This is a genomic window from Arcobacter venerupis (genome assembly GCF_013201665.1).
Taxonomy (GTDB): domain Bacteria; phylum Campylobacterota; class Campylobacteria; order Campylobacterales; family Arcobacteraceae; genus Aliarcobacter; species Aliarcobacter venerupis.
The window spans coordinates 948956-965937 of record NZ_CP053840.1 but is presented as its reverse complement, the minus strand read 5'-3'; the positions used below and the strand labels follow the sequence as shown (position 1 = coordinate 965937).

The window sequence follows — 16982 nt, the reverse complement described above, 5'->3', positions numbered from 1 at the left end:
AATATCTTTGAAAATTATTCAAATCTTTTTTTGCTATCAATAAACTTCATAACTAAAATAAGAAATATTAAAGCAAACATAAAAGCAATAAAAATATTTGACACAAAATAAATGATACAAAATAATACCATATTCAATAATATTGAATAATTTGTAACTTTAAAATGACTCCACCCAACTTGAGAAAGTCTTTGATATGCATGTTTTTTATGTGCTTGAGATAATTTTTCTTTATTTAATTTTCTTCGTATCAAAGTCAAAGTTGCATCAAACCAATAAACACTAAATAAGATAATCCAAATCCAAAAATTTGAAGCTTCTTGATTTGCATAATAAATAGTGAAAATTGCAATATTATATCCTAAAAGTGTGCTTCCAACATCTCCCATAAATATCTTTGCTTTATTCCAATTCCAATATAAAAATCCTAAAACTGCAACAATTAACACTAAAAAGTGATTTCCACCAAATAAAATAAAGCCAGCAAGTGCTAAAAATATAGCTTCACTGCCAGCATATCCATTTATTCCATCAAGAAAATTATAAAGATTTATAAACCAAATAATCATAAAAAATGCAAAAATATTTGTCAAAATTGGATTTTGAATATCAAAAATACCAAAAGTTAAACTATCAAATCCACCTAAACAATAAAGTCCAGCAATTGCAACTATAGCTTGTGTGATAAGTCTAAGTTTTGGACTTAATTCATATATATCATCAAAAAAACTCACAATTGAAATAATAAAACCAAAAAGTAATGCATAAAAAAGATTTGTTTCTATTTGAGCTGTAAAATATAGATAAACTAACCCTATAAACCAAGTAATAGAAATAGCAATTCCTCCACCATGAGGAGTAGGAGTTGTATGAGAACTTCGTTCATTTACGTGGGCAATTAGAGATTTTTTTATTGCATAGTTTTTTATAAAATATGTTAATGAAAATGATATTAGTAAAAGTACTAAATAAATCAAATGATTTCTCCTTTTATCATTAATCTTATTCCTTCTTCTGCACTATAAGGATTTTTTAGATTTAACTTCTCTTTTGTAAGACTATTATTTATTTCTAAACTTCCATAAAGTCTTTTATGAAATGATGGTTTTAATAGTTTTAATAAACTTTCAAAAAATGGTATTTTTAAAAGATATATTTTTTTATCAAGATTTTTTGCTATAAGTTCAATAAGTTCTGAAGTACTAAGAGGTTCATCATCTGAGGCTAAAAATATTCCTGATTGTTCTTTTTGTATAACTGTGTCTACTAAATGACAAATATTTCCTATGTAAACCATACTTCGTTTATTTCTTATCTTTCCAAAAGGTAAAATAGGTATTTTATTTACTAGATTTACGAGTGATTTTATATTTGCTTTTACGCCATATCCATAAACTATCGGCGTTCGGATGATACTTACTTTAAAACTCTCATTTTCAAGTTTTTGTAGTTCTTTTTCTGCTTTCAGTTTACTTTTTCCATATTCATCTTCTGGATTACAAACACTATTTTCAGTATATTTATTATTTGTTTCTTCTCCATAAACTTTGACTGTACTCATAAATACAAATTGTTTTACACCTGATTCTTTTGCTTTTTGTGCTAGTTGTAAAGTCTGAGTTACATTTACTCTTTCATATTCAAGAGCACTTGCTCCACCCATTTGGTGCACCAGTGCTGATAGGTGAAAAACTATATCTACACCACTACAATTTAAACTATTTATATCATCTTTTAAAAAGCTGAAAGTTTTTATATTATATTTATTTTTATATTTAGTTGTGAAGTAGTTTCCTACAAAACCATTTGAGCCAGTAATTAAAAGTCTCATATCTCATATACCTCTTTAGCCATTTTATTCATAATATTTTCTCTTTTAAATTTTTCTACAAAAGAAATTCTATTTACATTAGTAATGGTTTCTACTTTTTTAAACTTCTCATAAAAGTCATTAGCATTACATGGCTCAAAAGTAAAAGCATCACTTATATTTTCTTCAATAAATTCTTTAGCATATCCGCTAACACCTGCTATTATAAATTTATTTGTAGTAGCATATTCAAAAAGTTTAGAAGGAAGTACTTTTTTAAAAGCTTCATAATCATTTAAGTGTAAAAATAAAATATCACTATTTTTATAAATTTCAAGTAACTTTGTTCTATTTACAGGAGTAAAAAGTTTTACATTTTCAATATCTTTTAAATTTTTTATTAAAGCTTTTTTTCTTCCTCCATCACCAATGATATGTATTTCATACTCTTCTCCAAGTTTTTTAGCCATTGCAGAAATTATTTTTTCCAAGCCTTGACCTTCTCCTATATTTCCTGCATAAGTAATAATTATTTTTTCATTTTTTTTATCTTGTATAAAGCTATACTCTAAAAACACATCATCTATTCCATTTGTATAGAAACTATATGCAATTTTATTATTAATATTTTTAAAATACTTCTCAAAACCTTTTGATACTAGATTTATATGAGTTGCTGAATTAATAGTATATTTTTCTATTTTTCTAAAAATTGGAATTACATATCTTAATTTACTTTTTGCAAACACAGATTCTAAAGTGTCAGTAAAAATATCTCTAATATCTAAATATAATTTTGCTTTTTGCTTATTTGCTATTAAACTTCCTAAAAAAGCTGTCATAAGTCTTGATGAAGTTGCATATATTAAATCATATTTTTCTCTTTTTTTCACTACTTTCATAACTTGCCATGCGAATTTTAAAAAAAGTTTTGACTGATCTACAAATCCACTTTTATGAGTACCTAAATCTATTCTAGTTATATTAATATTTTCTTCTAGTTTCTCAAACTCTTTAGCATCTTCACTAAAACTACCATATCTATTTGGCATAGCTGTTATTATTTCTATTTTGTCGTTAGGGTTTATTTGTTTTTTTAACTCTTCTACAAAAGCAGTTGTTCTAAATGAACCTGCACATAAATCAGGAGCATAATAAAAACTCAATACTAATATTCTCATAGATTTATCTCTACTTTCAACTTTTTTTCAAATGATATCTCTAAAACTAAAGCTTTTAGAGTTTTATTAAATTCAGGTGCATAATTATAAGTTTCTATTTTATATTGTAAATTTCCTAAATCTATTTTTTCTAATATTTCATTCTCTGTTACATCTGAATAAAAATGTAATCTTGCAATTGCATTACATTCTTTATTTAAACTATCTTCTATGATAATTTTATCTTCTTCAAATTTCCATTCTCTTGTATGTAAAATACTAAATTTCTTTTTATATCCATCATGAGTCGCTTTTATAAAATCTTCTTTTTCAATAAATTCTACAATATTTGCTCTATTTGCAACTCTAAATCCACCCCAAACTTCACTACTATTTTCACTATTGATTTCAACTGTATTATGAGATTTTGTACTTCGTTCATAATCTCTTTGTTTTCCAATATTATATGTGCTAAGTCCAGTATCTACTATGAAAGGTTTGTTTTTGATATATAATTCAAAATTGAAGCTATCTGCATGGGCATGACCAGGGATATAATTAGCACCAACTTTTCCAACATCAACTATACATTCATATTTTTCTTTTTTTCTTTTTCTATAACCTGACTGATTTAAATCTTTCACAACAATTTTTAAATTTAATCTTAAAGAATAATCAAAAAGTTCTACAGAAGTTGGAGTTATTTTATTTGCACTGTCATTTAAAAGTGGGATCTCACCATATTCATAGCTAATATTTTCAAGCCATCCTAACATCAAGGAAGCTTTTTCTTCTAAACATTCTAATAATTCCTGCTCTTTCAAACTATTATTTTGAACTAAATTTATACAATCTAATACTCTAAAAAGCATAAGCTGATGATACATAGGACTTAATTCAAAATGAGCTCCATCATCAAGTATCTGTTCCTCTAACTCTTTTTCTAAAATCTCTTTAGCTTTTTTATATAAAACTTCATCTTGAAAATAGTAAGCTCCAAACAAAAGGCTAAATCCATTTTCTAATAAATGATTCCCAAGTAAATGATATTCTAAATTATCAAGTAACATATAATATTGAGCATATAAACTATAATCTATCTTTTTATCTTTTATCTCATGCTTAATCAAAAATTTTATCCAATTTATCCCTCTCAGACTTATAGGGAAGGGTTCAAGTCCATCTTTTATTCTCTCTATATTTTCGATAAAATCATATATCAAATTTACATCTTCTTTTTCTTTTAAATATTCAAAATATGTGAGATTATAAGTCCAAAGTTTTCCATAATCACCATAGTTCCAGTCTTTTCTATCATAAAACTTTTTTGATAGATTTAACATATTAAATTCATTATCTTTATAACTGCTATAATACTCACATGAATTTATTAGTTTCAAAGCAATTGAATTTGATTCTTTTTCAAATTTATATTTAAATCTAGTGATTTTTCTAAATCTACTTCTAACAAAATAAAATAATCTATAGTAAATCTGAGTATATTTTAGATATTTAATTGTATTAAATAATCTGATATATTTATCCATCAAACTTCCACTAAACTCTTACTTCGAATAGACTCTAAGATTTTAAATGTAGTTTTTGTAGTATTATAAATGCTTTCAAAACTTATAGCTTCATTTCCACTTTTTACAGCTTCTTTAAAAGCTTTAAATTCATTTACAAAACCTTTGTCTTGATTAGCACTTTTTTCTTTTGATATTTTTCCTTTTTTGAAGATTGTAAGTTCTCTAAAATCATTCATCTGCATACTTACACCACTACCAAATACTTCTATATACTCTTTTGGCATGCTACTATCACCAAAAGCCATGTAGCTTATAGTTGCTGTACTTCCATTTGTATAATTTAATATAATATTTACATTATCCTCATCTGGAATTGATTGGTCAGCTTTATTTACTGTTGATGCAAATACACTTACAACATCACTTTCTATGAGATAACTACATGTATCTATAAAGTGGCAAACCTCACCGATAATTCTTCCTCCACCTATAGTTTTATCTTGTATCCAGACATTTTTAGGAATTATTCCTGCATTTACTCTATAGTTTACTGATATTTGTCCATTAATAGATTTTTTCATTTTTTCTATCATAGGTGAATATCTTCTGTTAAATCCCACTTGCACTAGAGTTTCCCCTGTGTAAGCTTCTTTTATAGCTTCTAGTTCTTCTTCATATATGCATAGAGGTTTCTCTACAAAGCAGTGTTTTTTTGACTCTATCGCTTTTAATACTTTTTTTGAATGATCATTATGTCTTGTAGTTACAAAAACTGAATTTATCTCACTATTTTTAAATATTTCATCACTATCAGTAGTAATGTATTTGAAATCATATTTTTTACCTGTTCCTTGTGCTGACACTCCAGTTGCTGTACAAAGCCCTACAAGCTCATACTCACCAACTTTTTGAATATTTGGTAAAATAACTGATTTTGTAAAATTTCCAGCTCCAATAAGTCCTACATTTACTTTTTCGCTACTTATCTTTTTTTCAGTTCTTTGAACTATTTTTTCATCTTCAAGATTTATATTTTTTTTGTAATTTAAAACTATTCCTAAATATTTCTCTTGAATTCTTCCTTCTAATAAATCATAAGCACTCATCGCATCATCAAAGTTATAAAAGTGAGTAATAAGCTCTTTCGGAGTAATTTTTCCCTCAGCAATAAGCCCTAAAAACGCTTCAAAGTTTCTTTGTTCTGTAAATCTTACTAAATCATAAGGATAGTCTATTCCTTTTTCTTCATATTCAGGGTCATATCTTCCTGGACCATAAGCCATAGAAAGTTTTATCTCCAACTCTTTTTTGTAGTATGTATTTCTTGGTACATCCATACCTACCATACCTACAAGTACAACCCTTCCTCTCATACGACTTATTTCAGCAGCATCAGTAATAGGCTGATTTGAGCTAGTCGAGGCAGCAATGATAACAGCATCAACTCCATATCCACAAGTAAATTCATTAGCTTTAGAAATCAATTCACCTGCATGACATACTTCATCACATCCAAGTTTTTTAGCTAATGCCATTTTATCTGGATCTATATCACTTCCTATCACTTTACATCCATTTGCTTTAAGTAATTGAACTGTTAATTGCCCTAAAAGTCCAAGACCCATCACTGCAATCTTTTCACCAAGTAAAGGTGCTGTTTGTCTCACTCCTTGAAGCGCAATTGCTCCAACTGTTACAAAAGAAGCATCTATATCATCTACACCATCAGGTATTTTTACCATCAAGTTTTTTGGTACATAGTTTATCTCTGCATGGTTTGCATATCCTGCACCTCCACAAGCTACTCTATCACCTATGTTTATACCACTTAGTTCATCGCCTACTTGCACTACTCGACCTGATAAACTATAACCCAAAGGGATAGGAGTATCAAGCTTAGTAAATACTTTTTCAAGAGTGTTTCTCACACCCTCTTTTTTCATCTTGTCTATTACTTGTTTTACTAAATCTGGCCTATCTTTTGCTTTTGCTAACATAGATTTTTTAGCAAAATCTACTAGCATCTTTTCTGTTCCTGCACTTACTAGACTAACTGTTGTTTGAACTAATGCACCATTTTTTTCACACACCGGTGCTGGTACATTAAAAAGACCTAATTCCCCTGTTTTGAATGATTGGATAAGTTGTTTCATATTAATTCCTATTATTTTTCTCTTTGTTTAAATATGCTATGTTTTTTTAACTTTAACATTGGTTTTTCAATAAAATGCCAAGAAAATATACCTAAAATGATACTTAAAACAATAGCTATTACAAAGTATTTAATCTCAGCTACAAAATTTAAATGAACTAAAATATTTATTACTAACATATGATATATATATATTCCATAAGTATAATCATTTCCATACAATATTTTGTAACTTAAATTTTTAAATGAAAAAACAAATGAAAAAATTAAAAATGAAAAAATAAACCATTTTAGAATATTAATAAAAAAATTAGCTTCAATACTAAAATAATAAATAACACTGTTGAAGACTATAAAAGGAATACACCAAAGTACGAATTTATTTTCAATATAAATCTTTACTTTATTAAAAAATTTATAAAAACATATACCAATTATAAATAAAAATATATATGGAAGAATAGATACATGTACTAGCTTATTAATAAACACATCTTTTGTATTATTTAAATCATAATTCCAAATAAAAAAAGAAACTAATGAAATGATTATAAAAAAAACTTTTTGTTTCTTAAAAAGTATAAATAGTATTGGTAAAATAATGTAAAAAGATAATTCAACTGAAATAGTCCATAAAGAACCATTAATTACACCTACTCCAAATCCTCTAAACATTTCTGCGTTGTAAAACTGAACTATGGTAAGTTGTGCTATTAACCAACTAAAAAATTCTAGATTAAGATGTAGATATCCAAAATAATATAATATTATAACACCAAGAAAAATGTTTAAATATAATCCAGGGAAAATCCTTAAAAATCTATTTTGAATATAATCTCTTAGATTTGAATTTCTATCATAAGACATTGTAATAAGAAATCCACTTATTAGAAAAAAGATTGGAACTCCTTCAATATATGATAAAATTTTTATTACAGAAGCCCAAAAAACATTTAAATTATAATTATGCTCTAACAGAACATGTTTAGTAGTATGCATTAATACAACTTGCAAAGCAGCAATAAGCCTTAATAAATCAAAATTATTCTTTTTCATATATTATAGAATCTTTTCTTTATCTGTTTTATTTGGATAATTAATTAAAACTGCTTTATACTTACCTTTAAAAACAAATAAACTTCCTGCAGAACAGCCTATAATTCCAAATTTTTCAATTAGTGAACTAACATCATCTAATGAACCAGCTCCACCAAGAACAGTCATTGGAATATCTATTAACGGTTTAATTTTTTCAATTAAATTTAAATCATAACCTTTCATAACTCCATCATTATCTATAGAATTTATAACTATTTCTCCAACACCAAAAGATTGTAAATCTATGACAAATTTTTCCAAATCAATTTTTGTTTTTTTTGTACCATTATGAGTATATACATCATATCCACCAAACATTCTTTTCTTTACATCAATTACTACTACAACACTTTGATTTCCAACTTCTTTAGCAATATCTGTAAGTAATTTTGGATTTTCAATTGCAGCAGAACTTAATGCTATTTTTTCTACACCAAGATTAAATATTTTTGTAGCTTGTTCTACTGTTCTAATTCCGCCCCCATAACACAAAGGCATTCGACATTCAGTCGCTAAATTTTCAATCATTTTATAATCTGGTTCTCGATGTTCAACTGTTGCATCTATATCCAAAACCATTAATTCATCAGATTCTTTTTCATTAAAAATCTTTACTGCATTAATAGGATCACCCACATATTTTGGATCTTTAAACTTTACTGTTTTTACTAATCCTTTATTGTGTACTAAAAGACAAGGTATTATTCTAGGTGCTAACATCTACAGTTCTCCAAAATTTTTTAAAAGTTGTATTCCATTATAATGGCTTTTTTCAGGGTGACACTGAATACCATAGATATTCTCATGATTAATCATACAATCAAATTTTTCTCCATAAGTTGCAGTTGCTATCACATTATCTTTATTATTACATTCAAAATAATATGAATGTAAAAAATAATATCGTGGATTTTCTTCAAGATTTTCAAATATTTTATTTTTTTTTTCTATATTAAGATTATTCCATCCCATATGTGGTAATGGTCCATTCTTTATTTTTGATTTATCAAACTTTTTTACAACACCATCTATCCAACCTAATCCATTTAAAGTTCCCTCTTCACTGGATTTTGCAAGCATTTGCATACCTACACAAATGCCTATCATTGGGATTTTTTTTTCTAAAACTAACTCATCAAGTTTTTCTCTCATTCCTGAATTTTGTAAACTTGTCATTGCATGATCAAAAGAACCAACCCCAGGAAGAATTAATTTAGTTATATTTTCAAATTCAGCTATATTTTTTATAATTTTAAAAGGTAGATCAAAATTTTTGTATATATTTGCAAAAGCTTTTATATTTCCTACTCCATAATCAATAATACCAATCATCTTTTACCACCTTTTTCTATACCTAACATTTTTAGTATTTTTGCTCCGAAATCATAAATAGTCATTTGGTTCTTATAATCTTTATATGTTTTATTTGGAGCATCCATATAACCTTGAAGTTCTTCTAAAGTAATGCCTATTTTTGTTGCTATATATTCAAAATCCTGTTTAATAGTTTCTTCGTCATATGCGGGCTTTTTTAATTTTTCTAATGCTTCTTCTCTAGTCATTTGACCAGTTACAATCAAACTTGAATACTGTACCTTTCTTGTATCAAATCCAAACTTTTTAGGGAGCCAATAAGATTCATAAAACTTAGTAAATCTTGACTCAAAATGCTTTTGTACATATCTTTGATAACCGAATTTATCAACTAAAAACTGAGTTGCTTCTTCTTTATTATATGGCATAAAATCAAGAGGTCTAATAAGTTTTATTTTTTTAATATATGGCAAATAAACTTTGTGCCAAAGAATATTTGTCACAGGAAAATTCTTAAGTGGCTTTGCGCCAAATTTACTATGAATATCTTTTAACTGTATAGAATCAGATTGATAATACATCCACTCTAAAGGATTCCTTATACATTCAGTCGAATAATTTCCTCCTGTTAAGATATATTTGACATCATATTTTTGTGCAAATTTATACATAGTAGCAAAAAAAGAATGATCCTGAGGAGTATCAATATTGGAAACACCAGCTTTGAAATATGCCAATTGTAAATCTTTCATCTCTTCCCAGTCTATAACCTCTGTATAAAGCTCCAAATTTAGCTTGTCTACAATTTGCTCAATATTATGTACTGCTTGTTGAGAATTCCATCCAGCATCAACATGAAAAACTAAAGGTCTTAACCCTAATTTTTCTTTTGCTAAATACACTAAATAAGAGCTATCAATACCTCCACTCATACCAATAATACAATCAAAATCTTTTCCCAAAGCTTCTTTTTTAATCTGTTCAGCAATTTTAGAAATTTCTTCAAAACCTTTTTCATCAGTATGCCAGTTTGGTTTTATATCTTTATTAAATGTTTGACAATGATCACAAACTCCATTTTCATCAAAACTTATTTTAGAATCTGTAGTATCCATAACACAATTTGTACAAATTTGATATTTTCTTTTATTTATCACACTTTTCTCCCACTTTTAATAATGCTTCTTTAAACGTATCATATTCATTTGTATAAATATAATATTCTTTTGGTAGTTTTTTAATATTTTCAGTCCAAATCTTTAACTTTGAATGATTTACCTTTTCTAATTCATTTATTGTTTTATTTATATCTCTATTTTTCAATGTTATTCCAATATTGTATTTTTCTACTGCATTTCCATCATTTGAAGTATGTCTTGAAATAATTGGTTTTTGAAAAAAACATGCTTCATAAAATCTATTTGTTCTTGCCCACTTTAGATTCCAATCATCATCTTTTATATACTCATAACTTGCCCATACTATATCCACTTGATTGTACAAGGAATATAAATCATCAGGAGACTTATATTCACCTATATACTTCATATTTTCAATACCTTCAATCGCCTTTTCTATGTTTGATGGATTCATTGGATATCCCGCTATTACTACTTCTACATTTTGAGTATTTTTAAGAGCAAACTGCTTCAGCACTTCAAAAGACCAAGGGCACCTTATAAGTCCAAAATAACCTATTTTTATTTTGCCTTTAAAATTCTTTATTTTATTAGATATGCCATTATTTAAATTTTTTTCCAACTTATTTTCTAAAATAATAGCTGGTATTTTTAAATTGAGCCATTTTTTATAATATTGATTTAAGAAATCAGGTGCAGTTACAATAATTAAAGAACATTTATTCACCAAATAGTTATCGATTCTTCTAATAAAATTTCCTATAAAACCTTTCTTAACTTGTATTTCACGAATATCTCCTACTTCAATAATAAGTGGTTTTTTTAGCCCTAACGCTGCTATTAAACCCATATATGCCATATCAGGACCTGAAGCATAAATAATGTCAGATTTTTTAATCTCTTCTCGAAGTAAAGGAAGAGCCTTAAGTATTTTTAAAATACGGTTAAGGTACTTACCATGAGATATTTTTCCTAATGATACACTCTCACAATCAGGTAGTCTTCCCTTATGATAATCCCTCTCAAATGCACTCACTTTTACATCAAAGCAAAACTCTTTAACCATAGAGACTCTTTTAGAATCTCTAGGTTGTCCTAATACAGGAAAAATAAATAATATTTTTTGTTTCATATACACCTCTTACATTTACAAATAATTAAGAAGGGCATTGATTCTTCCTTGAACTAAAATAATACTAAAAAAAATTAAAAATAGTGAAATGATTTGTTGAAATTTTGTATATGAGTAATATATAGTTAAAGAAAATACAATTAAAAAAGAAATATTAAAATATATATTTATTCTTGTTATTAATTCAACATTGTAAAAAAGATTATACATTGTACAACTTATAAAAAATAATATATAATAGACTTTAAAATAATGATTAACTGATAATATACTCTTTGCCCTTATTAATATTATAAAATTTATTAGTTGCATTAAGACAAAACCAAATCCGAGACTTGTATCCCCATTTTGTAAAACTTTATTTGTTTCTAAATAATTTAAATATGGGCTTAACAATGGAATCAACTCAATTGTTTTTTTCATTAATATTTCTACAAAAATATTAATATAAAATTTAATTTGAGGAATAATTGTAAGTATATATATAAATAGAAATAACTTATAGTAATATTTAATTTTATTTATGAAATATAAAGGTAAAAGAACGATAGCACTTAAATGAAATAATGAAGCAAAAAAAATCATTAAGATATATTGGATTATATTTTTATTAATTATAAAAGTTATTGAATAAAAAAATATTGCAATTGATAAAGACTGTCGTACTCCAGACAAGGAAAAAAAGAAAAATCCACCTACAAAAATTGAAAAAACTATTAGAGGAGAAAGAAAATAATACTTGTTAGTAGCTTTAAATATGAAGATATAAATTATTGTATACAAAAATCCATAAAACACCTCATAAGGCAAGTTAAAAAATACAAATATTTTTTCTAAAAAAATATATAAATATTCTTTTTCTTTTGCAAGTATTGAAAATTCATTATTAAGAAGCATATCATAATGAGAAACATATCCTTGAAAATCAGAACCTAGTTTTATATCTCTAAAAACATAAAATCCTAAAAGCAGGACTATCGTAATCAAAATATGTGTATTTATTAAATAATTACTTATTCTAATTTTTTTTAATAAAAATGATAAAATACTTAAAAGTATAGTTAAATTTATCCAAAGAAAATAATGCATATTTAACTAATCTCTTTCAATAATATTTCTACTTCTTTTATCTTCTTTTCCATAGAAAATTCAACTTTTTTATCCAACACATTTATCTTATATTCTCTCAATATTTTATCATCCAACATCTCTTTTATATTTTCACTTAATTTACATATATCATTATAACTACAAGCAAGTCCAAATCCCATATCATTTATCATCTCCTTACCATCACCATTTGGTAATACCCCAAGCATAGGCAATCCTAAATTAATATATTCATAAATTTTAGATGGTACACAAGCTCCATAGTAATCATTTACCAAACTTACAAATCCTACATCTATATTTTCACACATAAACTTCAAAAATTCTTCATGAGGTAAAAAGTCAATAAAATATACATTGTTATCGTCTATATTCTGTAATGGTTTATAATTCTTTCTATTTCCTATAAAATAAAGCTCTACATCACTACTGTTTAGTTTTTTATATGCTTCATAAAGCAATTCTGGTTTTTGAGTACTACTCATCATCCCAGCATAAGCAATTCTGAGTTTATCTGATAGTTGTTTTTTATACTGAGACAAATCAATCTCTTTTATATATCCAAAATAGTTATTATGAATTTTATCAGCTAAATTACTAAATTGTCTTTTAAGAGTATCCGCGTAATACTTTGATGAAGTGATAATCAAATTAGCGTTTTGTATATACTTCTCATGAGTTTTAATTCTACCTATATGAGGTTTTTTATCTCTTCTAAGACCATTCATATATCCATAGTTTAAAGGATCCCTAAAATTCACTACAAATTTACATTCAATTTTCTCTTGTAAAAGTGATCCCAATTTTATCATACCCAGTTCACCACCACTTGTGGCAAAAATCATATCTTCTTTTGATATTTTATTTTTTAGATACTTCAAAACATAATCCAGCCACTTATCAAGATAATCTTCATATATCCCCACTCTTTCAAAAAGAGATGCTAACTTTTGAATATGCTTACCCTTAAAAGGTATCTGCCAAATGTCATCTTCAATTTTAAACTCTTTAGTATCATAGTTTGGCATTACAACAATCACATCCCAACCAAGTTCTTTTAGGTATTTCACCGCACCTGTTCTCATAAGTGGACCACCACCTTTTTGGTATGGGTAGTATGAACGGGTTAAGTAATAAATTTTAGTTTTCATTTTAAACTATAAACCTATTAACTTTACACCGAGGTGGTTTTTCTTGCTTATCACTTGAGTACCCTAAAGTAATAGATGAATAAATGTACATATAGTCTTTAAATCCTAATTGTTTCTTTAATCTATTCTGTTCATAAGATTCACTATGATATATCCAACTCCCACTTATTCCATAAGCACTTGCAGCTAGTTGAATTAAACTACATACTCCACCTACATCCAAAGCATTTCCATATTTTTCTGGAAAAAATCTTTCATCATCTGCCACATATATAGCGACAGGAGCTTTATCGAACATACTTTTGTTGTTACTATCTCCTACAACCATATTTTCAACTTTATTTTTAACTACTGCAAATCTTATGGTTTGCCTGTTACAAGATAGAGCTGAACTCATAGCAGTTTCTAGTATATCATTAATAATCTCATCATCTATCTCTTTTGCTTGCCAAAATCTTGTTGTAGTTCTTTGTTTTATAAACTTTAGTATTTCATCTTTTTGTGGATGTACTTTTATTTCATCTGTTTTTTTTATATATATTTCTTTGTTTGTATCATAGTACTCTATGAGGTGTTTTACCCACTCTATGAGTTTTGCTTCTTGTATATTTCTTTTTTCAGCTTCTTTTACTAGTTGTAATAGTTTATCTCTTTTGTGTTTCCCTCTTTCTCCACGATTATGATGTTTGAGTGCTTTTTCTGTATGGTGTCCAAAGTAACCAAGTTGGGCTATCAGCATATCATCATCAAATTTTGATACATCTATATCTTGCTCATAAATCAAAAACTTTGCTCTTTTGATTGACTTTGTTCTTAAAAAAGTTTTTAATGCTTTTAAATATATTATGAGTTTAGCTATCACTTGTTTTTACCTTTATCTCTAGTTTTTTAATATCTTCAAATCTACATCTATGTAAATCCGCTTTTTTATAACTTGTTTCTATGCTGAGAATTTTTAACTTTTTATACTCTTTTGAAAAGCTATATTCAAAATTATTTTGCTCTTGTATTTCTCTGTATGTAAAAAAGAGTTCATCAACTTTTTCATAAAATATAATTTTACATTTTGGCTCTTTTAAAAGTTTAATACTTATAACGAATTTATCAAAAGTCTCTTTTTTACTAAAAAGTTTTCTTGCTTTTGATTCAAACTTAAGTATTAAAATATTTCTTAATTTTAACATCTTTACACATCTAAAAGGATAAAACTTCATCCCATCTTTTTCATAAAAAAAGCTATTTCCACTAAAAAGTGGGAGCCAATCATAATTTACCAACTGATACCATCTTGCATATATCTTTTTAAAATGAAATTTCTTTTCAACCAAAGATAAAATCCCTCTAGGCTTGTATCCAACTGCAGGAAGCAAGTTTTGCCCATCTTTTTGAAAATATAGTAGTGAAAAAGGTGATACTCTACTATCAAATCTATGTTTTAAACTATCTTGATGCCCTTTATAGTTAAAACAGTATTTTATACTTTTATATTCATGCACTACAAAACCACTATCTTTATAAACTCTTATATTTGGTATCTTTTTTTTTTCTTCATTTAGTTCTAAAGGTATTAAATCTTTTTTTATACTATTTGCATATAAAAACATAGCATTTGAGTAAGTGTTATAAACTAAATCATACATGTATGCATCAAAACCTAAGCGATTGCTATCGTCTTGATTTAAGTTTATAGATACATGCCCATCATCATGTTGAAACTTTTGTAAATACATTAGAACATCCTCTGCTAGTTTTAAATACTTTGCATCATTATTAAACTTATAAGCCATCATTAGAGTTAGATAAAAAGATCCATAACCAAAAAGAGCATTTGTACTTCTTCCATAAAAAAAGTAATAATTCTCTATAGATAAATCTAATAAAACATCTATAGCTTTGTTAAAAGTTTCTAAAAGCCTACTATCTTGAGTACAACGATAAGCTATACCTAAGCACATAGTTATCTTTGTATGATATATAAGATGTGGTACACCTCTGTTTTTTTCTACTTCATATTTCATATTTGAATCAGGGAAAAAGCCATCTTCAAACTGAAGATTTAAAACCCACTCTATCTCTTTGTCTATCTTTATAGTATTTAGCTTTTCTTGGGTAATCTTATCTTCGAGTAAAAGCCCAACCAATCGTAAAGCTCTAAAGTTATTATTTAGTTTATATAGCTCTTCATCATTATTGTGATAAATACTTTTCAAAATAACTTCTTTATATTCTGAAAGTAAATTATTTTTATCATTTTCAAGTGCCAGCAAAAGCAAAGCCACATTAAAATCATTTGAAGGCTTCATCTTCTCTTTTGAAATACTTAGATAATATTGCACAACTTGTTCTAAATGTTCGGTATCATTCATCATTATTGATGAAAGTATAAAGGATGTATAATGATACTGAAACTCTAAAGGTGACTTTAGTTTTTTATCTACTATTTGCCTTTTGTCATTTATGCATGATTTTATATAGTTATATTGTTTAGTTAAAATATCCACTATCCATCTCTTTTTTTATTCTCTCAGGATAAGGATAATTTCTATCTTCATCATATTTCATGAGATAAGGTTCAACATGATTTTTACTATATTTTTTGATTGCTTCATGTTTCGTAGTTTTGTACTTCTGAGGTAAAACATAATTTAAAATATAATCTTCTAATGTAGGGTAAGTTTCAAAATCACCTTTTTCTCTCCAATTTGTTCTTTCTGATCTGTAAAAAAGGTTCTCTTCAGATTTAAGAGTTAAGTGAAAAAAGGAAGGATTTGATGTTTTGTATTTTAAGTATAATCTTGTATATGGTATATGTTCAGTTCTACCCATTCTTTTAAACTTCAACAATGGCGTATTTAAAAAAATTTTATCCATCTCTGTATAAATAGGTGGTACATAGTGTCCTTCTTTCTTTTTATTATCACCCATTTTTCTTTCACGTTTATCTATACCACATTGTCTTATAGTTTTATATATATTTACAAGTTTTATTCTAAATGATATCAACCAAAAAGGTATAGTATTTAAAATTCTTTTTCTTAAATGACTGATACTCAAATCAGCATCTTCATCATTATATGCAATAAAATCAGCATCGAACTTTGCAATCCATCTATACTTAGCTTTAGTTAATGCATAAGCTCTATTATAATACAAATCAGGAAGGTCAGGTTTGTCATAAAACTGCACTTTATCAGGGCATTCTTTAACTAACTCTTTACATATTTCTCTTGTGTTATCTGTCGAACCATTTGTCACTATGATAATTTCATCACCAAATTCTAAAAAAGATTCTACACATAATCTAATTGTTTTTTCTTCGTTTTGCGCTGCAAGTAATACAGATATGCCATTTGGTTTCAACCATTTTCTAATTATTTTTTTTATCAA

At 26.7% G+C, this 16982-nt stretch carries 15 protein-coding genes; all 15 read right to left on the bottom strand.

The window, feature by feature from the left end; all coding sequences use genetic code 11:
- Positions 1 to 14: 14 nt before the first annotated feature.
- The 15 genes from AVENP_RS04720 to AVENP_RS04650 are packed head-to-tail and all read right to left on the bottom strand — an operon-like array spanning position 15 to position 16982.
- On the bottom strand, positions 15 to 977 hold the full coding sequence (locus AVENP_RS04720; RefSeq protein ID WP_128360291.1) for an MraY family glycosyltransferase: 963 nt from the start codon (positions 975 to 977) through the stop codon (positions 15 to 17).
- Positions 974 to 1831 carry an NAD-dependent epimerase/dehydratase family protein gene (locus AVENP_RS04715; RefSeq protein ID WP_128360290.1) on the bottom strand — a complete coding sequence of 286 codons (858 nt, stop codon included), beginning with the start codon at positions 1829 to 1831 and terminating at the stop codon, positions 974 to 976. Before AVENP_RS04715 ends, AVENP_RS04720 begins: the two co-directional genes overlap by 4 nt.
- On the bottom strand, positions 1828 to 2991 hold the full coding sequence (locus AVENP_RS04710) for a glycosyltransferase family 4 protein (protein ID WP_128360289.1): 1164 nt from the start codon (positions 2989 to 2991) through the stop codon (positions 1828 to 1830). The genes AVENP_RS04715 and AVENP_RS04710 overlap by 4 nt, the downstream gene beginning before the upstream one ends.
- Positions 2988 to 4517 (bottom strand): heparinase II/III family protein, encoded by a 1530-nt coding sequence (locus AVENP_RS04705; RefSeq protein ID WP_128360288.1) that lies wholly within the window; start codon positions 4515 to 4517, stop codon positions 2988 to 2990. Before AVENP_RS04705 ends, AVENP_RS04710 begins: the two co-directional genes overlap by 4 nt.
- Positions 4517 to 6652 carry a bi-domain-containing oxidoreductase gene (locus AVENP_RS04700; RefSeq protein WP_128360287.1) on the bottom strand — a complete coding sequence of 712 codons (2136 nt, stop codon included), beginning with the start codon at positions 6650 to 6652 and terminating at the stop codon, positions 4517 to 4519. Before AVENP_RS04700 ends, AVENP_RS04705 begins: the two co-directional genes overlap by 1 nt.
- Positions 6653 to 6663: 11 nt before the next feature.
- The gene (locus AVENP_RS04695) at positions 6664 to 7707 is read right to left on the bottom strand and encodes an acyltransferase family protein (RefSeq protein WP_128360286.1); all 1044 of its coding nucleotides are present in this window, start codon (positions 7705 to 7707) and stop codon (positions 6664 to 6666) included.
- A gap of 3 nt (positions 7708 to 7710) precedes the next feature.
- Positions 7711 to 8469 carry an AglZ/HisF2 family acetamidino modification protein gene (locus tag AVENP_RS04690; RefSeq protein WP_128360285.1) on the bottom strand — a complete coding sequence of 253 codons (759 nt, stop codon included), beginning with the start codon at positions 8467 to 8469 and terminating at the stop codon, positions 7711 to 7713.
- Positions 8470 to 9081 carry an imidazole glycerol phosphate synthase subunit HisH gene (hisH, locus tag AVENP_RS04685; protein WP_128360284.1) on the bottom strand — a complete coding sequence of 204 codons (612 nt, stop codon included), beginning with the start codon at positions 9079 to 9081 and terminating at the stop codon, positions 8470 to 8472.
- Entirely contained in the window at positions 9078 to 10220 is a 1143-nt protein-coding gene (locus tag AVENP_RS04680) for an N-acetyl sugar amidotransferase (protein WP_204514140.1), read from the bottom strand. The genes hisH and AVENP_RS04680 overlap by 4 nt, the downstream gene beginning before the upstream one ends.
- Positions 10210 to 11334, bottom strand: a complete 1125-nt coding sequence (locus AVENP_RS04675; protein WP_128360283.1) for a glycosyltransferase family protein — start codon at positions 11332 to 11334, stop codon at positions 10210 to 10212. The genes AVENP_RS04680 and AVENP_RS04675 overlap by 11 nt, the downstream gene beginning before the upstream one ends.
- Positions 11335 to 11349: 15 nt before the next feature.
- Positions 11350 to 12423, bottom strand: coding sequence for an EpsG family protein (locus AVENP_RS16095; protein ID WP_128360282.1), 1074 nt, complete (start codon positions 12421 to 12423; stop codon positions 11350 to 11352).
- 2 nt (positions 12424 to 12425) lie between these two features.
- Complete coding sequence (locus AVENP_RS04665; RefSeq protein ID WP_128360281.1) at positions 12426 to 13595, bottom strand: glycosyltransferase; 1170 nt, start codon at positions 13593 to 13595, stop codon at positions 12426 to 12428.
- A gap of 1 nt (position 13596) precedes the next feature.
- Positions 13597 to 14457 (bottom strand): nitroreductase family protein, encoded by an 861-nt coding sequence (locus tag AVENP_RS04660; protein WP_128360280.1) that lies wholly within the window; start codon positions 14455 to 14457, stop codon positions 13597 to 13599.
- Entirely contained in the window at positions 14447 to 16096 is a 1650-nt protein-coding gene (locus AVENP_RS04655; protein ID WP_153802256.1) for a hypothetical protein, read from the bottom strand. Before AVENP_RS04655 ends, AVENP_RS04660 begins: the two co-directional genes overlap by 11 nt.
- Positions 16080 to 16982 carry a glycosyltransferase family 2 protein gene (locus AVENP_RS04650; protein ID WP_128360278.1) on the bottom strand — a complete coding sequence of 301 codons (903 nt, stop codon included), beginning with the start codon at positions 16980 to 16982 and terminating at the stop codon, positions 16080 to 16082. Before AVENP_RS04650 ends, AVENP_RS04655 begins: the two co-directional genes overlap by 17 nt.

Excerpts from the sequence above, each read along its gene's own strand:
- AVENP_RS04715 (WP_128360290.1), bottom strand. The coding sequence starts at position 1,831 with ATGAGACTTTTAATTACTGGCTCAAATGGTTTTGTAGGAAACTACTTC.
- AVENP_RS04710 (WP_128360289.1), bottom strand. The coding sequence starts at position 2,991 with ATGAGAATATTAGTATTGAGTTTTTATTATGCTCCTGATTTATGTGCA.
- AVENP_RS04705 (WP_128360288.1), bottom strand. The coding sequence starts at position 4,517 with ATGGATAAATATATCAGATTATTTAATACAATTAAATATCTAAAATAT.
- AVENP_RS04700 (WP_128360287.1), bottom strand. The coding sequence starts at position 6,652 with ATGAAACAACTTATCCAATCATTCAAAACAGGGGAATTAGGTCTTTTT.
- AVENP_RS04695 (WP_128360286.1), bottom strand. The coding sequence starts at position 7,707 with ATGAAAAAGAATAATTTTGATTTATTAAGGCTTATTGCTGCTTTGCAA.
- AVENP_RS04690 (WP_128360285.1), bottom strand. The coding sequence starts at position 8,469 with ATGTTAGCACCTAGAATAATACCTTGTCTTTTAGTACACAATAAAGGA.
- hisH (WP_128360284.1), bottom strand. The coding sequence starts at position 9,081 with ATGATTGGTATTATTGATTATGGAGTAGGAAATATAAAAGCTTTTGCA.
- AVENP_RS04675 (WP_128360283.1), bottom strand. The coding sequence starts at position 11,334 with ATGAAACAAAAAATATTATTTATTTTTCCTGTATTAGGACAACCTAGA.
- AVENP_RS16095 (WP_128360282.1), bottom strand. The coding sequence starts at position 12,423 with ATGCATTATTTTCTTTGGATAAATTTAACTATACTTTTAAGTATTTTA.
- AVENP_RS04665 (WP_128360281.1), bottom strand. The coding sequence starts at position 13,595 with ATGAAAACTAAAATTTATTACTTAACCCGTTCATACTACCCATACCAA.